The sequence below is a fragment of the Saccharopolyspora sp. NPDC002578 genome (assembly GCF_053592695.1).
In genome coordinates this window covers 59,874-74,818 of the sequence record NZ_JBSFWJ010000012.1, presented here as the reverse complement: position 1 = coordinate 74,818, position 14,945 = coordinate 59,874, and the positions used below count along the sequence as shown (strand labels likewise).

General features: G+C 66.9%; 12 protein-coding genes. All 12 read right to left on the bottom strand.

Annotated elements, in window-relative coordinates; genetic code table 11:
• Positions 1-75: 75 nt before the first annotated feature.
• Complete coding sequence (locus tag ACWD38_RS08800) at positions 76-1,167, bottom strand: peptidyl-prolyl cis-trans isomerase (RefSeq protein WP_450123741.1); 1,092 nt, start codon at positions 1,165-1,167, stop codon at positions 76-78.
• Positions 1,164-3,740, bottom strand: coding sequence for an RND transporter (locus ACWD38_RS08795; protein WP_450123740.1), 2,577 nt, complete (start codon positions 3,738-3,740; stop codon positions 1,164-1,166). The genes ACWD38_RS08800 and ACWD38_RS08795 overlap by 4 nt, the downstream gene beginning before the upstream one ends.
• Positions 3,741-3,893: 153 nt before the next feature.
• Positions 3,894-5,192, bottom strand: a complete 1,299-nt coding sequence (locus ACWD38_RS08790) for an MlaD family protein (RefSeq protein ID WP_450123739.1) — start codon at positions 5,190-5,192, stop codon at positions 3,894-3,896.
• Positions 5,192-6,343, bottom strand: a complete 1,152-nt coding sequence (locus ACWD38_RS08785; RefSeq protein ID WP_450123738.1) for an MlaD family protein — start codon at positions 6,341-6,343, stop codon at positions 5,192-5,194. The genes ACWD38_RS08790 and ACWD38_RS08785 overlap by 1 nt, the downstream gene beginning before the upstream one ends.
• A gap of 111 nt (positions 6,344-6,454) precedes the next feature.
• Entirely contained in the window at positions 6,455-7,873 is a 1,419-nt protein-coding gene (locus ACWD38_RS08780; RefSeq protein ID WP_450123737.1) for an MlaD family protein, read from the bottom strand.
• Complete coding sequence (locus ACWD38_RS08775; RefSeq protein ID WP_450123736.1) at positions 7,873-9,156, bottom strand: MlaD family protein; 1,284 nt, start codon at positions 9,154-9,156, stop codon at positions 7,873-7,875. The genes ACWD38_RS08780 and ACWD38_RS08775 overlap by 1 nt, the downstream gene beginning before the upstream one ends.
• Positions 9,156-10,562, bottom strand: a complete 1,407-nt coding sequence (locus ACWD38_RS08770) for an MlaD family protein (RefSeq protein WP_450123735.1) — start codon at positions 10,560-10,562, stop codon at positions 9,156-9,158. The genes ACWD38_RS08775 and ACWD38_RS08770 overlap by 1 nt, the downstream gene beginning before the upstream one ends.
• A complete protein-coding gene (locus ACWD38_RS08765) occupies positions 10,559-11,761 on the bottom strand; it encodes an MlaD family protein (protein ID WP_450123734.1) in 1,203 nt (400 codons plus the stop codon). The genes ACWD38_RS08770 and ACWD38_RS08765 overlap by 4 nt, the downstream gene beginning before the upstream one ends.
• Before the next feature lie 34 nt (positions 11,762-11,795).
• Complete coding sequence (locus tag ACWD38_RS08760) at positions 11,796-12,584, bottom strand: ABC transporter ATP-binding protein (protein WP_243795681.1); 789 nt, start codon at positions 12,582-12,584, stop codon at positions 11,796-11,798.
• A 53-nt stretch (positions 12,585-12,637) separates the two neighbouring features.
• Positions 12,638-13,498: an ABC transporter permease gene (locus tag ACWD38_RS08755; RefSeq protein ID WP_243794882.1), complete on the bottom strand. Its 861-nt coding sequence runs from the start codon at positions 13,496-13,498 to the stop codon at positions 12,638-12,640.
• A 10-nt stretch (positions 13,499-13,508) separates the two neighbouring features.
• Positions 13,509-14,354, bottom strand: a complete 846-nt coding sequence (locus tag ACWD38_RS08750) for an MlaE family ABC transporter permease (RefSeq protein WP_450123733.1) — start codon at positions 14,352-14,354, stop codon at positions 13,509-13,511.
• A 116-nt stretch (positions 14,355-14,470) separates the two neighbouring features.
• Positions 14,471-14,899, bottom strand: a complete 429-nt coding sequence (locus ACWD38_RS08745) for an SCP2 sterol-binding domain-containing protein (RefSeq protein ID WP_450123732.1) — start codon at positions 14,897-14,899, stop codon at positions 14,471-14,473.
• Between the last annotated feature and the right edge of the window lie 46 nt (positions 14,900-14,945).

The window sequence follows — 14,945 nt, the reverse complement described above, 5'->3', positions numbered from 1 at the left end:
GTCTTCTCAGTGGCGTAGCCGCTGAGGTTCCGCCGCCCGGCCCGCCACGCGAATCAATCTGGAAGGACTCGGTGGTTACTCGCCTTGCGCCGCTCTGGCCGGTGACGCGTCCGGGTTCGCGGGCAGGTATTCGGGCGCGTACGTGACATCGGCGTCCTTGATCCGCTGGGTCAGGAATCCGTCCCACACCCCGAGTTTCGCGTCGTTGTCCAGCTTGCCCTTGATGGCGTCCCGGACCTGCTCGAAGGCGACGGGCTTCGAGGGACGCACTTCGCCGACCTTGCCGACGTTCCAGCCCTGCTCGGTCTGCACCGGACCGAACACCGCGCCGGCCGGTGCCGAGAAGGCGGCTTTCGCGTATCCGGGTTCGAGCTGGTCGGGCTGCACGTCACCGAGCGAGCCGCCTTTGTCCTTGGTGCTGCCGTCGATGGAGAACTGCGCGGCCAGGCCGCCGAAGTCGCCGCCCGCGTTCGCCTGCTCAGCGATCTGCTGGGCCTGAGCCTGATCCGGCACGACGATGTTGGCGACGCCGCGCTGCTCGGGAGTGACCATCTGCGCGCGGTTCTTGTCGTAGTAGCGCTGCGCGTCCGCGTCGGTGACCGGTTCGACCGACTCGGTCACCTTGCCGAACAGCCGGGCGCTGGCCTGCTGACGCTTGATCTCGTCGAGGACGTTCTGCTCGGAGATCCCTCGCGCCCCGAGCTCCTGGATGAAGGCACGGCGGTCACCACCACCGTTCTCCTTGATCATCTTGTCGAGTTGGTCGCTCGCGGCCTTGTCCGCGATGACGATGCCGTGTTCGACGGCGGCTCGGTCCACCACGCCGCTGACCACCAGTGCTTTCGCCACCGAACGGTTGAACTTGTCAACTCCCGCCGGGTCCGGCGGCCGCTGCAACCCGTAGAGGAACTCCATCAAACCGACCCGTTGCTGGAGCTGCTGCTTGGTGACCACGGCACCGGACGAGCGGAAGGCCGCGTCCGCTGGCAGCGCCTCCGCCGCGTGCATGACGGTCTTCGCGCCGGATCCGCCGACGACCACAAGAAGCATCGCGACGACGACACCCGCTCGATATCCGGTGAGGCGAAACGCCGAACGCCTGCCCAGGTGCTCGGCGAAGCGGCCGATGGCGCCCCTGTTCAGCCAGGTGGGCATGCGGGTCTTCATGAACGAACCTCCGAGAGTTCCGTATCGGCAACGCGGACTTCGGGAGCGGGCTCCTGCTTCCCAGCGCCCGACGGCGTCAGCCGCACGACGGCGAGCGCCGCCAGGTACGACAGCAGCACCGTGACTGCCAGCGTGATCCCGAAGTCACGGAGCAGGGCGATCGTTGAGGGGACGAGGGCCAGGTAGCCGACCACCGAGGTGACGCACGCCCACGCGACCACCCGCCGCAACACAGCCGATCGTTCCCGCTGGTCATCGGCGAGCAGCACGGTGAACTCGCACGCGGTCACCGTGGCCAGCGAGCCCAGTGCGATCGTCAGCGGGCTCAGCGGTTCACCGACCAGCCACATGCCGGCCACGGTCCACCCGGTCGCCATCGCGGCGGCCACCATCGCGCGCAGCGCATCCCGCCGGTGACCTCGCAGTCCCACGAGCAGCACCGCACCGGCAGCCGCGATCCCCACCAGGTTGTCCAGGTAGCGGTGCTGCGAGATCTGCTCGTAGGCGCGGGCCGCGGACACCGGCAGCCCGACGACGTCGACCTGCGTTGCGCCCGGCGACGGCGGTAGCGCCGCGCGCATCTCGTCGAGCAACCTCGTCTGGTTGCCCAGGTCCTGGAACTTCAGCCCGAAGGTCAGCACTGCCTGATCCCCCTCGGAGCTGAACACCGCGCTGGTCAGGTATGGCGGCAACAACTGCAACCCGGCCGAGATCTGCTCCGGGGTCGGATGGTCACCGAGGAAGCTCAGCAGGTCGGGTGCGGTGAGGATCGGCCGGACCTGGTCGCCGTAACGGGACACGGCCACGTCCTGCGCCCGGTACATCCAGTCCAGAGCTTCCGGGCTCCGCACGTCCATGCCCCGCAGCACGATGCTGACCTCACCGGAAGAACCCAGGACCTGCTCGGCGTACCGAGCGTTCTCCAGTTCGGGCAGCCCGCGGGCCGCATCCTCTGGATTGGCCTGGACGTCGAGCGTCGCCAGTGACGCCCAGCCCACCGCCGCGACCGCCACCAGGCTGCCGAGCGCGGTCCAGCGCAAGCCGGGGCGTCGCGAACCGACCGCCGACGAACGCTGCGGCGCCTCGGGTTTCGGGTCGGGCTCAACGTCCGGACCCGGCTGGGCCTTGCCGCCGACCAGCAGGGTGACTCCGACCGTGAACACCACGCCGAGCGCCAAGGCCAAACCGAGTTGCCGGACGAACGGCAACGGCGACGCGGCCAACGAGGCGAATGCGACCGCGCTCGCGGCCGAGACGACCAGCACCCGCCGCCGGTTCCCGGACGCGGCGAGGTACAGCGAGAACGAGCTGCCGATGCCCATCAGCAGCGGCAGCAACGCGGCAGCGCCGAAGGAGATGGGCACACCGGACAGGCCGAACACCGCCAAGGTCAGCGCGCTGCCGATGACCGCCGCCAGCAGCGGCCACAGCTTGCGGAACAGACTGGAACCGGGCGAGGCCAGCAGGAAGCGCAGCAGGATCACCAGTGCGGCCAAGCCCGCCAACAGCGGAATCTCGGCCGTGACCGCACTGGTCAGTGAGGAGGTGATGGCCGGCACTCCGGTCACGGTCGTCTTTGTCGTGTCGAGCCCAGAGCCTCCGACCGCGTCCCGCACTCCCTCGACAAGGCGCTTCGTACCGGCCTCGTCCAGGTCCTGGCGCGGCCGGACCAGCACGGCGACGCTGTTCTCCTTCGGCACCACGAAGTGCCAGCGCGCCCGCGGCCTTCCCTCCTCATCGAAGATGACGTTCTTGACGAAGTTCGGGTTCTTGGTGGTCGGCAGGCCACCGGGCAGCCCCTTGACCAACAGCGTTCCGTATCGCCGGTCGAACTCGGCCGTGGCCGCATCACCGGCCCCGCTGACCGACGACTCGGATTCCCCGCGCGCACGGGCCGCGGCCTCGGCGCGGGCGCGCAAACCGTCCCGGGTGCCGCTGAGGGTCGCGAGCAGGTTCTGCGAGGAGATCGCGAGCTGGTTCATCACCGTGCCAGGGCCATAAACGGTTGCCACATCCGGCATCCGCGACAGATTCCCCTCGAGCTTCATGAGCTTCTCTAGTTGCTTGTCGCCGGTGAGCAGGTGCCCTGGTTCTTCTGACTCCAGGACGACGGCCACGGGATTCCCGCCGAACGACCGGGCGTGTTCCTCGAGGCGTTGCACGCTGGGATCTCCACTGGGCAGGAACGACTCCACAGTGGTCTCGACGCGCAGCTTCAGCAATCCGGCCACGGTGCTGCCGGCGATTCCGAGAATGACCAGGCACACCAACAGTTTTCGCGTGGCGGTCCGCCTTCCGCCGACCGCGGACCTAGCGGGGGCCCGCCGGATCACTTCGAGGAGACTCCGGATCTGTGCCCGGATTGCCTGCAACAACCGCATCGCTCCCGACCCACCCCTTCCCGTCGCGTCGATCTCTCGTGACGCGGGACACAGTACCTCGGTGAACCCACCAAGAACAACATTGACAGGTACCAAGTTTCCAGACTTGTAGCATCTCCCTTCGTGTCCGAAATCTCGCGAGAGCGAACCGAGAGACAGCTCCTGAACAGCGCTTATGAGCTGATCAGCCACACCAGAACAGGGACCTCGCTGGCTGCGATGACAACATGAACGCACCCGACGTAAAATCTTCCACTGTGGACGAAGATGGAGAACCTCCGGAGACGGCGGGGTACGACACCCACACCGCCCCCGGAGGTCGCGGAGATCAACCCGTCCCGGCCGTCAGTTCGGCCACTGGTGCAGCTTGGTGAAGTCGCGTCCTTCGGGCGAGACGCTCTGTCCAGGAGCGGGATACGGGTTGCTGTTCGTCAGCACCTTGGGCAGCGGTACCGGCACACCCTTGACGATGGCCTCATTGCCCTCATCGGGCAGCAGCCGGAAGAAGTGAATCCCGGCCTCGTCCGTGTACTGGAAGATCGATCCGAAGTTGGCGAAGAACGCGCCCAGCTCCGGGCCGTATGGCTTCAGGTACGACAGCATCGGGTTGAGGTTGGTCATGGCGGTACGTGCCTGGGGCACGAGCGTGCTCACGTCCTGTGCCGTCGCCGGAACGCGGTCCAACGTGGCCGGTGCCCGGTCCAGCGTGCTGGTCAGATCGGGCAGCAACCCGCGCAGATCCTCGGTGGTCTGCGGGAGTTGCTCCAGGGAGGCGTTGAGGTGCGGTGCGGCCTCCTTGAGATCCGCGGCAACCGGCCCGACCGAGGTGGACAGCTCCTTGAGCTTGCCCGTTGCCTGCTGCGTACTCGACAGCACCCCGGGCAGCTTGCGCACCGTCGCGGCCAAGTTCTCCTGTTGCCCGCTGGTGGCCGAGGTCAGCTGCTGGGCGTTGTGCACCAGCGAGGCGATCTGCCCCTGCCCGGTGTCGAGCGCGTCCAGCACGGTCGTGGTCTGCTGCGCCAGCACCTTCAGATCCTCCGACTGCGCCGAGATGGCATCCACCGCGGTGTAGCCCTCGCGCCCCACCTGGCCGAGACCGGTCATGGCCCCGTCCACGTCCTCCTTCGTACCGGTGGTTCCCTCGCCCGCGGTTCGGATCACACCGCTGAGCGCCTCCCGGGTCTTCGGGTCGAGGCTGTCGACGACATCGCGCAGTTGCACGCCCCGTTCGACTGCCTCGGGAACGATCCTGCTGCCGTTCGGCATCGCCTTTCCGCGGCCATCAACGATATCGATGTAGGACTCACCGGCGATGGACTTCGCCCCGATCCGCATATTGACCTGGGCGCCTTCGTGCAACGGCGCGGCGTCCTCGTCCACGTGCACCACGACCAGCGCCTTGCCACTGCCGTTGTGCTCGACGCTGTCGATACCGCCAATGGTGACGCCGGCGATCTTCACGTCGCCGACGGGAATCGCGTTGTCCACATCGTCCACTTCGAAGGAAACCGTGTAGGCCTTCGAGCTCCCCAGCGGATTGGGCGTACCCGCCTTGTCCAGCAGGTATCCCATGTAGATCATCGAGAGGACGAAGAAGACGCCCAGCACGACGAGTTTGCCCGAGGTGCCTTGGAAGATCTTCATCAGTCGCCCCCTGTGTTTCCGCCGTGCGTACCAGGCAGCACGCCCGCATCCGGCAGCGGAACCGCCACGTGGCCCCGGATGAACCCGCCATTGGCATCCGACAGGCTGAATGCCCCGTTGGTGTTGAAGATGAATGCCTGCAGATCATTGAGGTAGGACACGATGAGCTCGGAGTCCGGCCCCAGATCGCGGGCTACAGGCTGAAGGTCGCCCAACGCCGTGTGCGCCTGGCCGACCATCGGTCGGAGATCTTGGACGATCGGTCGCGCGGCGGACACGACGGGCCGTGCCGCCCGCACCGTGCGTCCCAGGTTGTCGACGGTGCCACTGACCTTGCGCAGCACTTCCGGCAGCCGGTCCGACGCGGCGTTGAGGTTGTCCAGCGTCGGGTTCAGCTGACCGGTCAGCCCGTTGACACCGTTCATCGCGCGCTTGAGCTCGCCGGTCGTATCCGGCAACTGCCCGACCGCGGACTGGACATCCGCGTTGTGCTCGGACAGCACCGACAGCGTCTGCTCGCTGGCGTCCATCAGTTCCGTGAGCCGACCGTCGTTGTGGCCGACCGCCCGGCTGATCTGGGACAGCGCGGTCACCAACTCGGCGATGTTCTCGCGGCGCGTCTGCAGGTTCTGCAGGACGGGCTTGAACCGCAGCAAGGTGGCATCTGCGGCGTTGAGGCCGGCGGGCAGGTTCTGCGGCGCGTTCGCCAGCGCCACATCGGAGGTGGACAGCAGGTTGGTCACCGCGTTCCTGCTGCGTTCGTCGAGGTGGTTGAGCACCTCGTCTGGCTGCCTCGGCCGCTCGGTCTGGTTCAACGGGATGACGCCGTTCGGCGGCAGTTTCGGTGCCGGTGGGCCGCCCGGGTTGACCTCCACGTACATCTCGTTGAGCGGGTTGGTCGGGCGCAGCACCAAGCGCGCGTTGCGGTAGACCTCGTATCCGGGCTCCAGCGACAACGTCAGCCGCGCCTTGCCGTTCCGCGTTACCTCGCTGTCGGTCACCTGTCCGACCTCGACGCCGGCGATGCGCACCTTGGGCTGTTGGTTCGGGCTCACCGCAGGTACCTGCTCGAACTCGGCCGCCATCTCGTACCGCTCCTGCCAGGGCGGGAGGAACCGCTGATTGGTCAGGATCATCGACGAGCTGACCACCCCACAGACGATCACCACCGTCAGTGCGAGCAGGTTGCGCCCCAGGCCGGGAACCGTTCGGATCCGCTCCCAGATCCTGCTGAACGAGAGCTTTTTTGTCACGGGAGGCTCCTAATTCCCTTGAGGCTGGGGCGCGCCGGGCTTGGGCAGGAACTGGTCCTGCCCCGGGGAAGTCGCCGGTACCGGTGTGAAGTCGTCGCCGGAGTCGTCCGGCGGCGGCAACACCTTCAGTCCACCGGGCAACAGCCCCAGCGACTGCAGGAACTCCGCAGTGCCCGGGTCCTTACCGCCCACGGTGGAAACTCCGGCACCGAGCGCAAGCCCGAGCATCCGGCCGTTCTTGTTGCCGTACTGCGACAGGTTCGCGGTGTGCGCGGCGAGGTACCCGACCTCTTCGTAGAGCTTGTGGCCGGTACCTCCGTTGCCTTCGTAGGCTCCCGTGCCCTTCCACGGCGACATCACCGCGTTCGCGATCGGCCCGTTGATCCGGTCCAGCACCGGGCCGCGCACCAGATCGAGCGTCGAGGTGGCTCGGTCCGCGGTCGGCACCAACTGGTCGACCACCGGCTGCGCGTCCTGCAGCAACGGCCGGAGTTCGGCCACCATCGGCCGGGCCTCGCGCAGGACCGGATCGGCCTTGGCCAGCACGGGCCCCAGCTCCTGCACGGCCGGCCTGGCGTTGCCCGCGGTGTCCGTCAGCCGGTTCAGGCTCCCGTGCAGGTCGTCGAGTCCCCTACGGGTACTGGTCAGGGTCTCGGGAAGAGCGGCGATCGAGTCCGCCAGCGGCCGCCGCACCGTGGACAGCGTCGCGCTGACGTCGCCGAGCGAATCGATGGTGTGCCCGAGCTGTCCGTCGCGCTCGGTCAGCGTTCCGGCGATCGCTGCTACGTCCGGCACGATGCCGTACAGGTCCTCGCCCGGGCGAGTACCCCGCGCACTGGAGAGGACGTCGCCTGCTGGCCCGAGGGTCTGCGGCGCGTGTTCGAGGACGTTGCCCAGGTTCTCACCGGCACCGGCGCGCAGTGACTCGTCAGTCAGCCGTGACGTGTTCCGGATGCTGTCCTGGGCTCGCCCGGGGATCGCGGCGAGGATCTTGTCGAGTTCGATGGGCACGCTGGTGCGGTCCGCCGGGATGGGTTCACCGCCGTACCGCCCGTGCGCATCGCCTTGCTGAAGCTCGATGTAGTAGGCGCCGCCGAGCAACGTCGTCGGCCGGATGATCGCTGACGGAGCGCTGCCCAGCCTGTCCGTCGTATCACCCCAGACCTTCATCGATACCAGCGCTTTTCCGCCCGCGTCCTGCTCCACATCGGTCACCGTGCCGACGACGACACCGGCCATCTTCACGTCCGACTTGGCCGGCACCAATCGGTATTGGCGGTCGAACTCGGCCTGGACCTCGTCGCCGGAAGCCAGCGTCGTGCTGATCCGCTCCTTTTGGTAGACGCCGAACAGCACCACCAGAACCGCCACCAGCAGGACAGCCCCGATGACCAAGGGTGAGGCGAACCTTCGCTTCTTCGCGGACATCACTGGCCACCTCCGGTCAGAATGTTCGGCAGCAGTCCGGTTCGCTGCTTGTAGACCTCACCTGGCGCCGGATACGGGTCCTGCCCTTGCAGCGGGTCCTTGATGAGGCCACCGTCTGCGATGGCCGGGTGCGCAGCGACCCCGACGCGCGCACCGTGCACGCCCGGCGCGACCGAAGTGGACACCATGCTCTCGATGTTCCGGAAGAAGGCGACGACTTCGGGGCTGTACTGCGCCAGCGTGTTCACCGGCGGAGCAGCGTCGCTCAAGGCGCGAGACAACGGGGAGACCAGCGGACGGGCGTCCGCCACGGTCTGAGTCAGGTCCTCGACCGCGGGCTCGGCCTTGTCCGCCACGCCGGGAACCATGTTCAACGGCTCCGGCCCCTCGCGTAGCACCCCGCGCACGTCGGGGGTCGCCGATCCCAGCGCCGAGGCGCCGGGCCGGATGTCCGACACCGCGGAGTGGACGTCGCTCAGCGGCTCGTCCAGCGAATTGAGGGCGGCACGGGTGTCGCTCAGCGTCGCGGGCAACGCTCTGAGGCTGTCTTGTAGCGGCGCTCCATCGTCCACGGCCGCGGCCCCGGCCGTGTCACCGATCTCCCGGACAAGACCCGCCAGCTCCCGCTCCCGGCCGTGCAGCGAGCCCACCAGATCGTCGGCGCGGTTCAGCAGCCCGGGCAGATCCGTCTGCGGATCGCTCAGCGCTCCGGACGTGTTGCCGAGTCCCCGCAGGATTCCCGGAGCCTTGCCCGCGATGTCGTTGAGATCCTGACCGTGTCCCGCGCCGCCACTACCGACCTCGCGCAGGGTGCTGGTCAGCGCGTCACGTGTCATCGGATCGAGCGCGTCCAGCACGTTGTCGAGGTCGGCCGAACCCACGTTGCGTTCCGCCGGGATGGCCCGATCACCGAGTCGGCCGCTTCCTTGATGCCCGCGGTCGATCTCCACGAACTTCTTGGCCAGCGCCGACTGGTCCCAGACCTGGGCCTTGGCGTCCTCGTAGACCGGCACGTTCCCGTCCAGTTCCAAGGTCGCGACGGCATGTCCGTTCTCGTAGCTCAGGTCAGACACTTCGCCGATCCGGGTGCTGTTCTCCCGGACGTCGTTGCCCACCTTCAGCGAGGCGCCGACCTCGTCGAACTCGGCCCGGACCGTCGTCACCGGCGCTCCGGGCAGACCCGAGCTGGCCGTGACGCCGATGAACACGAACCCACCCAGGACGACCACGCCTCCCAGACCGGCCAGGAACGACCGCGTCGTCGATCGTGACACCGCTGCCATCAGCGTCCTCCTAGAAGTTGGTCGACCAGAGCGGTCTCCTGCGAGAGGTCCAGCCCTGTCGCGCTGCCGTCACCATCGGGTGCCGGAGCACCCGGCTTCGAGCCGCCGTCCTCCGGAGGCCCCGTGGGCCCCGGCAGGCTCGGCAAACCTGGAAGTGGCGGGGGCACACCGGGAACTCCCGGGATCGGCAGTTCCGGCACCGGGCTCGGGGTGGGCGGGCTAGGCGGTCCGAGTCCCACACCGGGGTACTGGATCAAGCTCTGCGGCGTCGTCACGACGAACGCGCGGAAGTAGTTGCCCAGGCCGTCCCGGCCGTTGGTGGACATCGCCCAGTACTTGATGAAGTCCAGCGCCGTGCCCATCGCCGGTGTGAGATCGCCGACGAGCCGATGCGCGGAGGAGCTCACCCCCGGCAGTTGTTCCACACCGGGTTTGAGGTCCCGGACCGCCGGCGCGGCCTGGTCGAGCAACGCCTTGCCCTTGTCCAGCACCGGCGGCAGGGAACCCAGCGCGGGATCCGCGGCATCGGCGAACTTGTCGAGCTCATCGGTGATCTGCGTCAGGTCGTCGGTGACCGGCCGGATGTCGCGCAGGACCGGTGTGCCCTGCTCGGCGACCCCGGACACTTCGGAGAGCACCTTCCTGGCCTCTTCCAGAGTTCCGGGAAGCTGGGTCAACGAATCCTTTGTGGCCTGTCGCTGGGCGGCCACCGACGCCAGCAACTGCTTGCCGGACTCCACCGCCTTGTCGAGGTTCCCGCCGTTCTGCTCGGCCAGCGCCTTGGCGACCGGGCTCGTGCGATCCACGAGCTGTCCGAGCACCTCGTTCTGCTGCTCCAGCACGGACCCCAGCTGCTGAGTGTCCTGCAACGCCGGGGCCAGCGCCTTGAGTGCTTCGTCGATGTTGGGGCCCTGCCCTGCCGTGCCCTCGCCCAAGGTGGTGACCAGGGCGGCGAGCGCGGTACTGGAAGGGTCGTCGACCGAGTTCAGCACCTCGTCGAGGTCGACAGCGCGAGTGGTCCGGTCCGCACGGATCACCAGCGGGTCCGTCAGCTCGGGAGCGCTGTCCGACCCCCGGTTCAGGTCGATGAACCGCTCGCCGAGCAGCGTCACCGGCCGGATCTTCGCGCTCGCGTCGCTGTGCAAGGGCAGCACGGAACGGTCGAGGCGCATCTTGACCGCGGCTTGACCTCCGCGCAGGGTCACGGATTCGATCTGGCCGACTTCAACACCACTGAGCCGGATGAGGTTCCCCGGGATCAGCGGGCTGGCGTTGGCGAACATCACCGTCAGCGAGACGTCCTTGTCCTCACCTAACCGCGCCGTGGTGACCCCGGTGGCCACCACGGCGGCCACCGCGGCGAGCGCCAGTCCGATCCGCAGTCCCGCGTTCTTGAAGATTCTCATCGGGGTGCACTCCCATTCGCGTCGACCCAGGCTTCACCGGACGCCATGCCCGGCGCGGGACGCGAGTTCGGCCCGCCCTTGAGACCCACGTTCACGCCGGGGTTGTCGTCGAGCACGCTCGTGCTGACCTGCACCGCCCCGTGGAAGTAGTGGCCCTGGGAGTCGTAGTTCGCGAACGCCGCGCTCCAGTTGCTCAGCCAGCCCATGAGGTCCGGGGTGTAGGGCCGGAGGAACTGCACGGCCGGGTTGAGCTGGTCCAGCGCCTGCGTCACCCCGGGCACCGTGCCGTGGGTGCTGTCCAGCAGGTCAGGTGTTCGCTGCAACAACTCGTCGGCCGAGTTCAACGTCGGACGAAGATCGCTGATCGCCGGCCGCAGATCCCGCAGCAGCGGGCTCAGGTTCTGGGACACCGACTTCAGTTGCTGGGTGGCCGGCCGCAGATCCTGCAACAGCGGCGCAGTCTCGTCGACCGCCTCCGGAACACCGTCCATCGTCCGCTTGGCCGAGTCCAATGTAGACGGAAGTTCGCCCAATGCCTGCTTCAGCTGCTGTTGCTCGGCGGACATCGTGCCGGTGGCCGCGGTCAGATCGCGCACGATCTTCTCGAGCTCCGCCTGCCTGCCCGCCAGCGGCTCCATCATCGTCCGCAGGTCCCGGATCAGCCGCTGGATCGCAGGGCCGTCCTGTCCGACGGCCTTCAGGACCTCGCCGAGTTCCTGGACCGCGGGGCCGGCCGCGTTGAGCGTCGCCCGGATGTCCTGCGGATGATCTTTGAGCTGCTGATCCAGCTGTTGCACCGTGGACTTCACGTGTTCGCGGGTGGGCTCATCGAGCGCGGCCAGCACCTGCTCCAACTCGACCTGCTCGGAGCCGGCTTGCACGAGGCCGCCGGTAGGAATCTCGGTATTGCCCTCCGGCCCGGGAACCAGCCTGATCACGCGCTCGCCCAGCAGGCCCCGCCATTCGATCTGCGCCTTGGTTCCGGCATGCAACGGTGCGTACTCGTCGTCGACCGATACCGTCACCATCGCCTTGCCGTCCCGGGCCTCCAGCCCGGCGACGCTGCCGATCGTCTTTCCATCGACCTCGACCCGCGATCCCTCCAGCAGGTTCGCCGCGTTCGGCATGGCCAGCTGGAGCTCGTAGTCCTCGCCGCCCGCAGCCCAGGCGACCCCGCCGAAGGCGAGGGCCGCGACCACGACGGCGGCTCCCCATCTCACCACTCGGCGCATCTCAATCCATTCCCAATGGGCCGACCGAGTCCCCGGCGAGGAATTGCCGCACGAACGGATCGTCCGAAGAGAACGCTTCCGCCGCCGGGCCGTAGTACACGACACGCCCCTGCCAGATCAGGCCGACGTAATCACTCACCTTCTTCGCCGTCCTGATGTCGTGGGTGACCACGACGTAGGTGCCGCGATCCTCACTGTGGATCTTGAGAATCACGTCGTTGAGCAAGCTGGTACGGACCGGGTCGAGACCCGAGTCCGGCTCGTCGAACAGTACGATCTCCGGATTCAGCACCAGCGCCCTGGCGAAGCCGGCGCGCTTCTTCATCCCGCCCGAGATCTCGTTGGGAAACTTCTTCCACGCCGCTTCCAGACCGACCTCTTTGAGCCGGTAGTTGACGATCTCGCCGACATCCTTCTCGGACATGTCGGTGTGCTTGCGAAGCGGGAACGCCACATTGTCGTACACGTTCATGGAGCCGAACAGCGCCCCGTCCTGGAAAAGAACGCCGAAGCGCTTGCGCAGCTTGGCGCGTTCCCGCTCCTCGATTCGCCAGATGTCCTGCCCGAACACGCTGACCGTTCCGGAATCCGGTTCCAGCAGGCCCACCATGTGCTTGAGCAGAACGCTCTTCCCGGTACCCGAGGGGCCGAGGATCGTGGTGATCGCGCGCGGTTTGAAGTCCAGGCTCAGACCGTTCATGACCTGGAAGGAACCGAAGGACTTGTACACGTCGCGGACCGATGCGACCTGTCCGTCGTCGTTCGCTTCGGCACTCACCGCGGGCGACATGACTTCGGTGTCTTGTACATCCATGAAGGACTCCTCAACTCAGCCACGTTGCCCTAATTGGCAATCGGCGTCTGAAGCGTGGTGCCGAAAAAGAACTGGTACAGGATTGCGGCCGCGGCGCTGACGATGATCATGTTGACCATCATCGACTTCGCCGTGTTGACCCCGACTCCAACCGGACCCCCGGAGGAGGTGTAGCCGTAGTAGCAGCCGACCAAAGTGATCAACGTGGCCAGGATCATCGCCCAGATCAGCGCGTACAGGAGGTCAATAGGCGCCTGGAACGACCAGAAGATGTTGGAGTACGCACCGGGAGAAGTGGTGTCGAGCATCAGTTGGGTGACCACCCAGGAACCGACGAATTGAACTCCCATGGCGGTCAGGAACAAGAACGGGGCCGTGATCCACATGGCCCAGAGCCTGGTACCGGCCAGGTAGGCGCGAGAATGGATGCCCATCACTTCCAGCGCATCGATCTCGTCGCTGATGCGCATCGAGCCGATCTCCGCGACGTACCCGCAGCCGACCTTCGCCGCGAGAATCCAGCCCCACATCGAAGTGCCGTCGGCTTTCAAATCGCCGATGGCGTTGAAGACCCCGACGTAGTCCGACGCGCCGAACTGGTCGAGGATGTAACTGCCCTGCAGTCCGGTCTCCCCGCCGATCGCGAATGCCATGAACCAGATGACCAGGCTGCTCGACCGGATGAGAATCGCCGACTGACGAATCACCTCGGACAGGTAGAGCCCGATCGCGAGTGGCATCTCCACCAGTACCCGGGCGCTGAACGAGGCGATGTTCCCGACCGTGGTGAACGTCGTGAAGAACAAGATGGGCGGACGTTTCCGCTGTTGTTCCGACCCGCGCCAGCGCAGAACGTTGCGCGGGGCCGGCTGCGCGCTTTGGATGGCCATCCGGGATTCCTTATCTCAGCATCATCAGGTTGGGGTTCAGCCCCTGAGCAATGGCGTTGAAGAAGAAGTTGAACACCCACACCAGCGCGAACGAGATGACGACCGCCTGGTTGACGGCACGCCCGACGCCCTCCGGACCGCCGCCGGCGTTGAGCCCCTTGTAGCTGCAGACGACGGCGATCATCATCCCGCTCAGCAGCGTTTTCAGCTCCGCGCCCCACACGTCGGCGGCGTAGAGGTTGTGGATCATGCCGTCCATGTAGGCACCCGAAGTGGTGTCCCCCAGCGCGCCCACCGCCAGCAGGCCGAGGAAGATGCCGACGAACGAGGCGAGGAAGTTCAGCAGGGCACACAGGATCGCGGTCGAGATCACCCGTGGGATCACCAGCATCCGGATGGGATCGAGCCCGAGAACCTTGAGCGCGTCGAGTTCTTCCCTGGCCTTGCGGGCACCCAGGTCCGAGGTGATGGAGGTGCCGATGACACCGGCCACCACCATCCCGACCATCCACGTGGCGATCTCGCGGATGTCGGCCATCACCCAGAACGACCCCATCCGGTTCGCCGCGCCGAGCAGCACCAGCAACCCGACGCCCATGACGCAGATGAGGAAGCCGAAGCCCGCCATGGAGAAGGTCGCAGGCCAGAAGCAGAGCTTCAGCGCGGCGTACATCTCGTCGACGGTGTCCTTCCAGTACCCGCGCGGGTAGCGGACAGCGCTGTAGACGACCTTGCCGAGGAGCTGGCACATCTGGCCGATCTCCAGCACGACGTTGCGCACCGGCGCGGGGACCAACCCGACGGCCCGGTCCGCCGCCCGCGGCCGCGACTTCTCGTCATTGTCCACAGTGGTCATTCGTGCTCCCTGGTAATCGCCGCAGGAAACCCCGAGCCACGACCGACCGCACCCGGAAGGGCGTGCTGGTCCGTGGCGCGGGCGCGTGGCTGCACACGGCGGATCGGTGCGCTCATCTACTTCACCGCGTCGACCAGATCTTCGCGCCCGGCGTCGCGCAAGATCTTCTCGTAGGTGGCGAAAAGCGGCTTGGTGTGCGGCACGATCTTCATCACGGCCGACACCTTGCCCTTGTTGCGGATCTGACCCTTGGCCATCGCCAGCGCGACGTTGATCTTGCCGAGCCAGAAGCGATGCGCGACATCGGCTTCCATGTCGAGTTCAGCGTCGATCGGGCTGGTGACCTTGTTGGCGTCGTTCTCGCCGAGCTGCACAACGCCCTCGCCGAAATCGATCACGATCGTCGACTCGGGATCGGTCTGGTTCAGCTTGAGCACCGAGCCCACCTTGCGGAGCTTCGGACCGAGCTCGGGGTCCTCCATGCTCACCTGGAAGATGCGTCCGACGTACTGGTAGACCTCGGATTCGTCCTTGAACACGCCCATGATTGGCATCCCTGCTTCGGTTGCGGCAGTCAGTTCGGGGGATGGG

What these genes read in the sequence shown, in the direction of transcription:
- ACWD38_RS08800 (WP_450123741.1), bottom strand. Translation starts at nt 1,167, where the DNA reads ATGAAGACCCGCATGCCCACCTGGCTGAACAGGGGCGCCATCGGCCGC.
- ACWD38_RS08790 (WP_450123739.1), bottom strand. Translation starts at nt 5,192, where the DNA reads ATGAAGATCTTCCAAGGCACCTCGGGCAAACTCGTCGTGCTGGGCGTC.
- ACWD38_RS08780 (WP_450123737.1), bottom strand. Translation starts at nt 7,873, where the DNA reads ATGTCCGCGAAGAAGCGAAGGTTCGCCTCACCCTTGGTCATCGGGGCT.
- ACWD38_RS08775 (WP_450123736.1), bottom strand. Translation starts at nt 9,156, where the DNA reads ATGGCAGCGGTGTCACGATCGACGACGCGGTCGTTCCTGGCCGGTCTG.
- ACWD38_RS08770 (WP_450123735.1), bottom strand. Translation starts at nt 10,562, where the DNA reads ATGAGAATCTTCAAGAACGCGGGACTGCGGATCGGACTGGCGCTCGCC.
- ACWD38_RS08760 (WP_243795681.1), bottom strand. Translation starts at nt 12,584, where the DNA reads ATGTCGCCCGCGGTGAGTGCCGAAGCGAACGACGACGGACAGGTCGCA.
- ACWD38_RS08755 (WP_243794882.1), bottom strand. Translation starts at nt 13,498, where the DNA reads ATGGCCATCCAAAGCGCGCAGCCGGCCCCGCGCAACGTTCTGCGCTGG.
- ACWD38_RS08750 (WP_450123733.1), bottom strand. Translation starts at nt 14,354, where the DNA reads ATGACCACTGTGGACAATGACGAGAAGTCGCGGCCGCGGGCGGCGGAC.
- ACWD38_RS08745 (WP_450123732.1), bottom strand. Translation starts at nt 14,899, where the DNA reads ATGGGCGTGTTCAAGGACGAATCCGAGGTCTACCAGTACGTCGGACGC.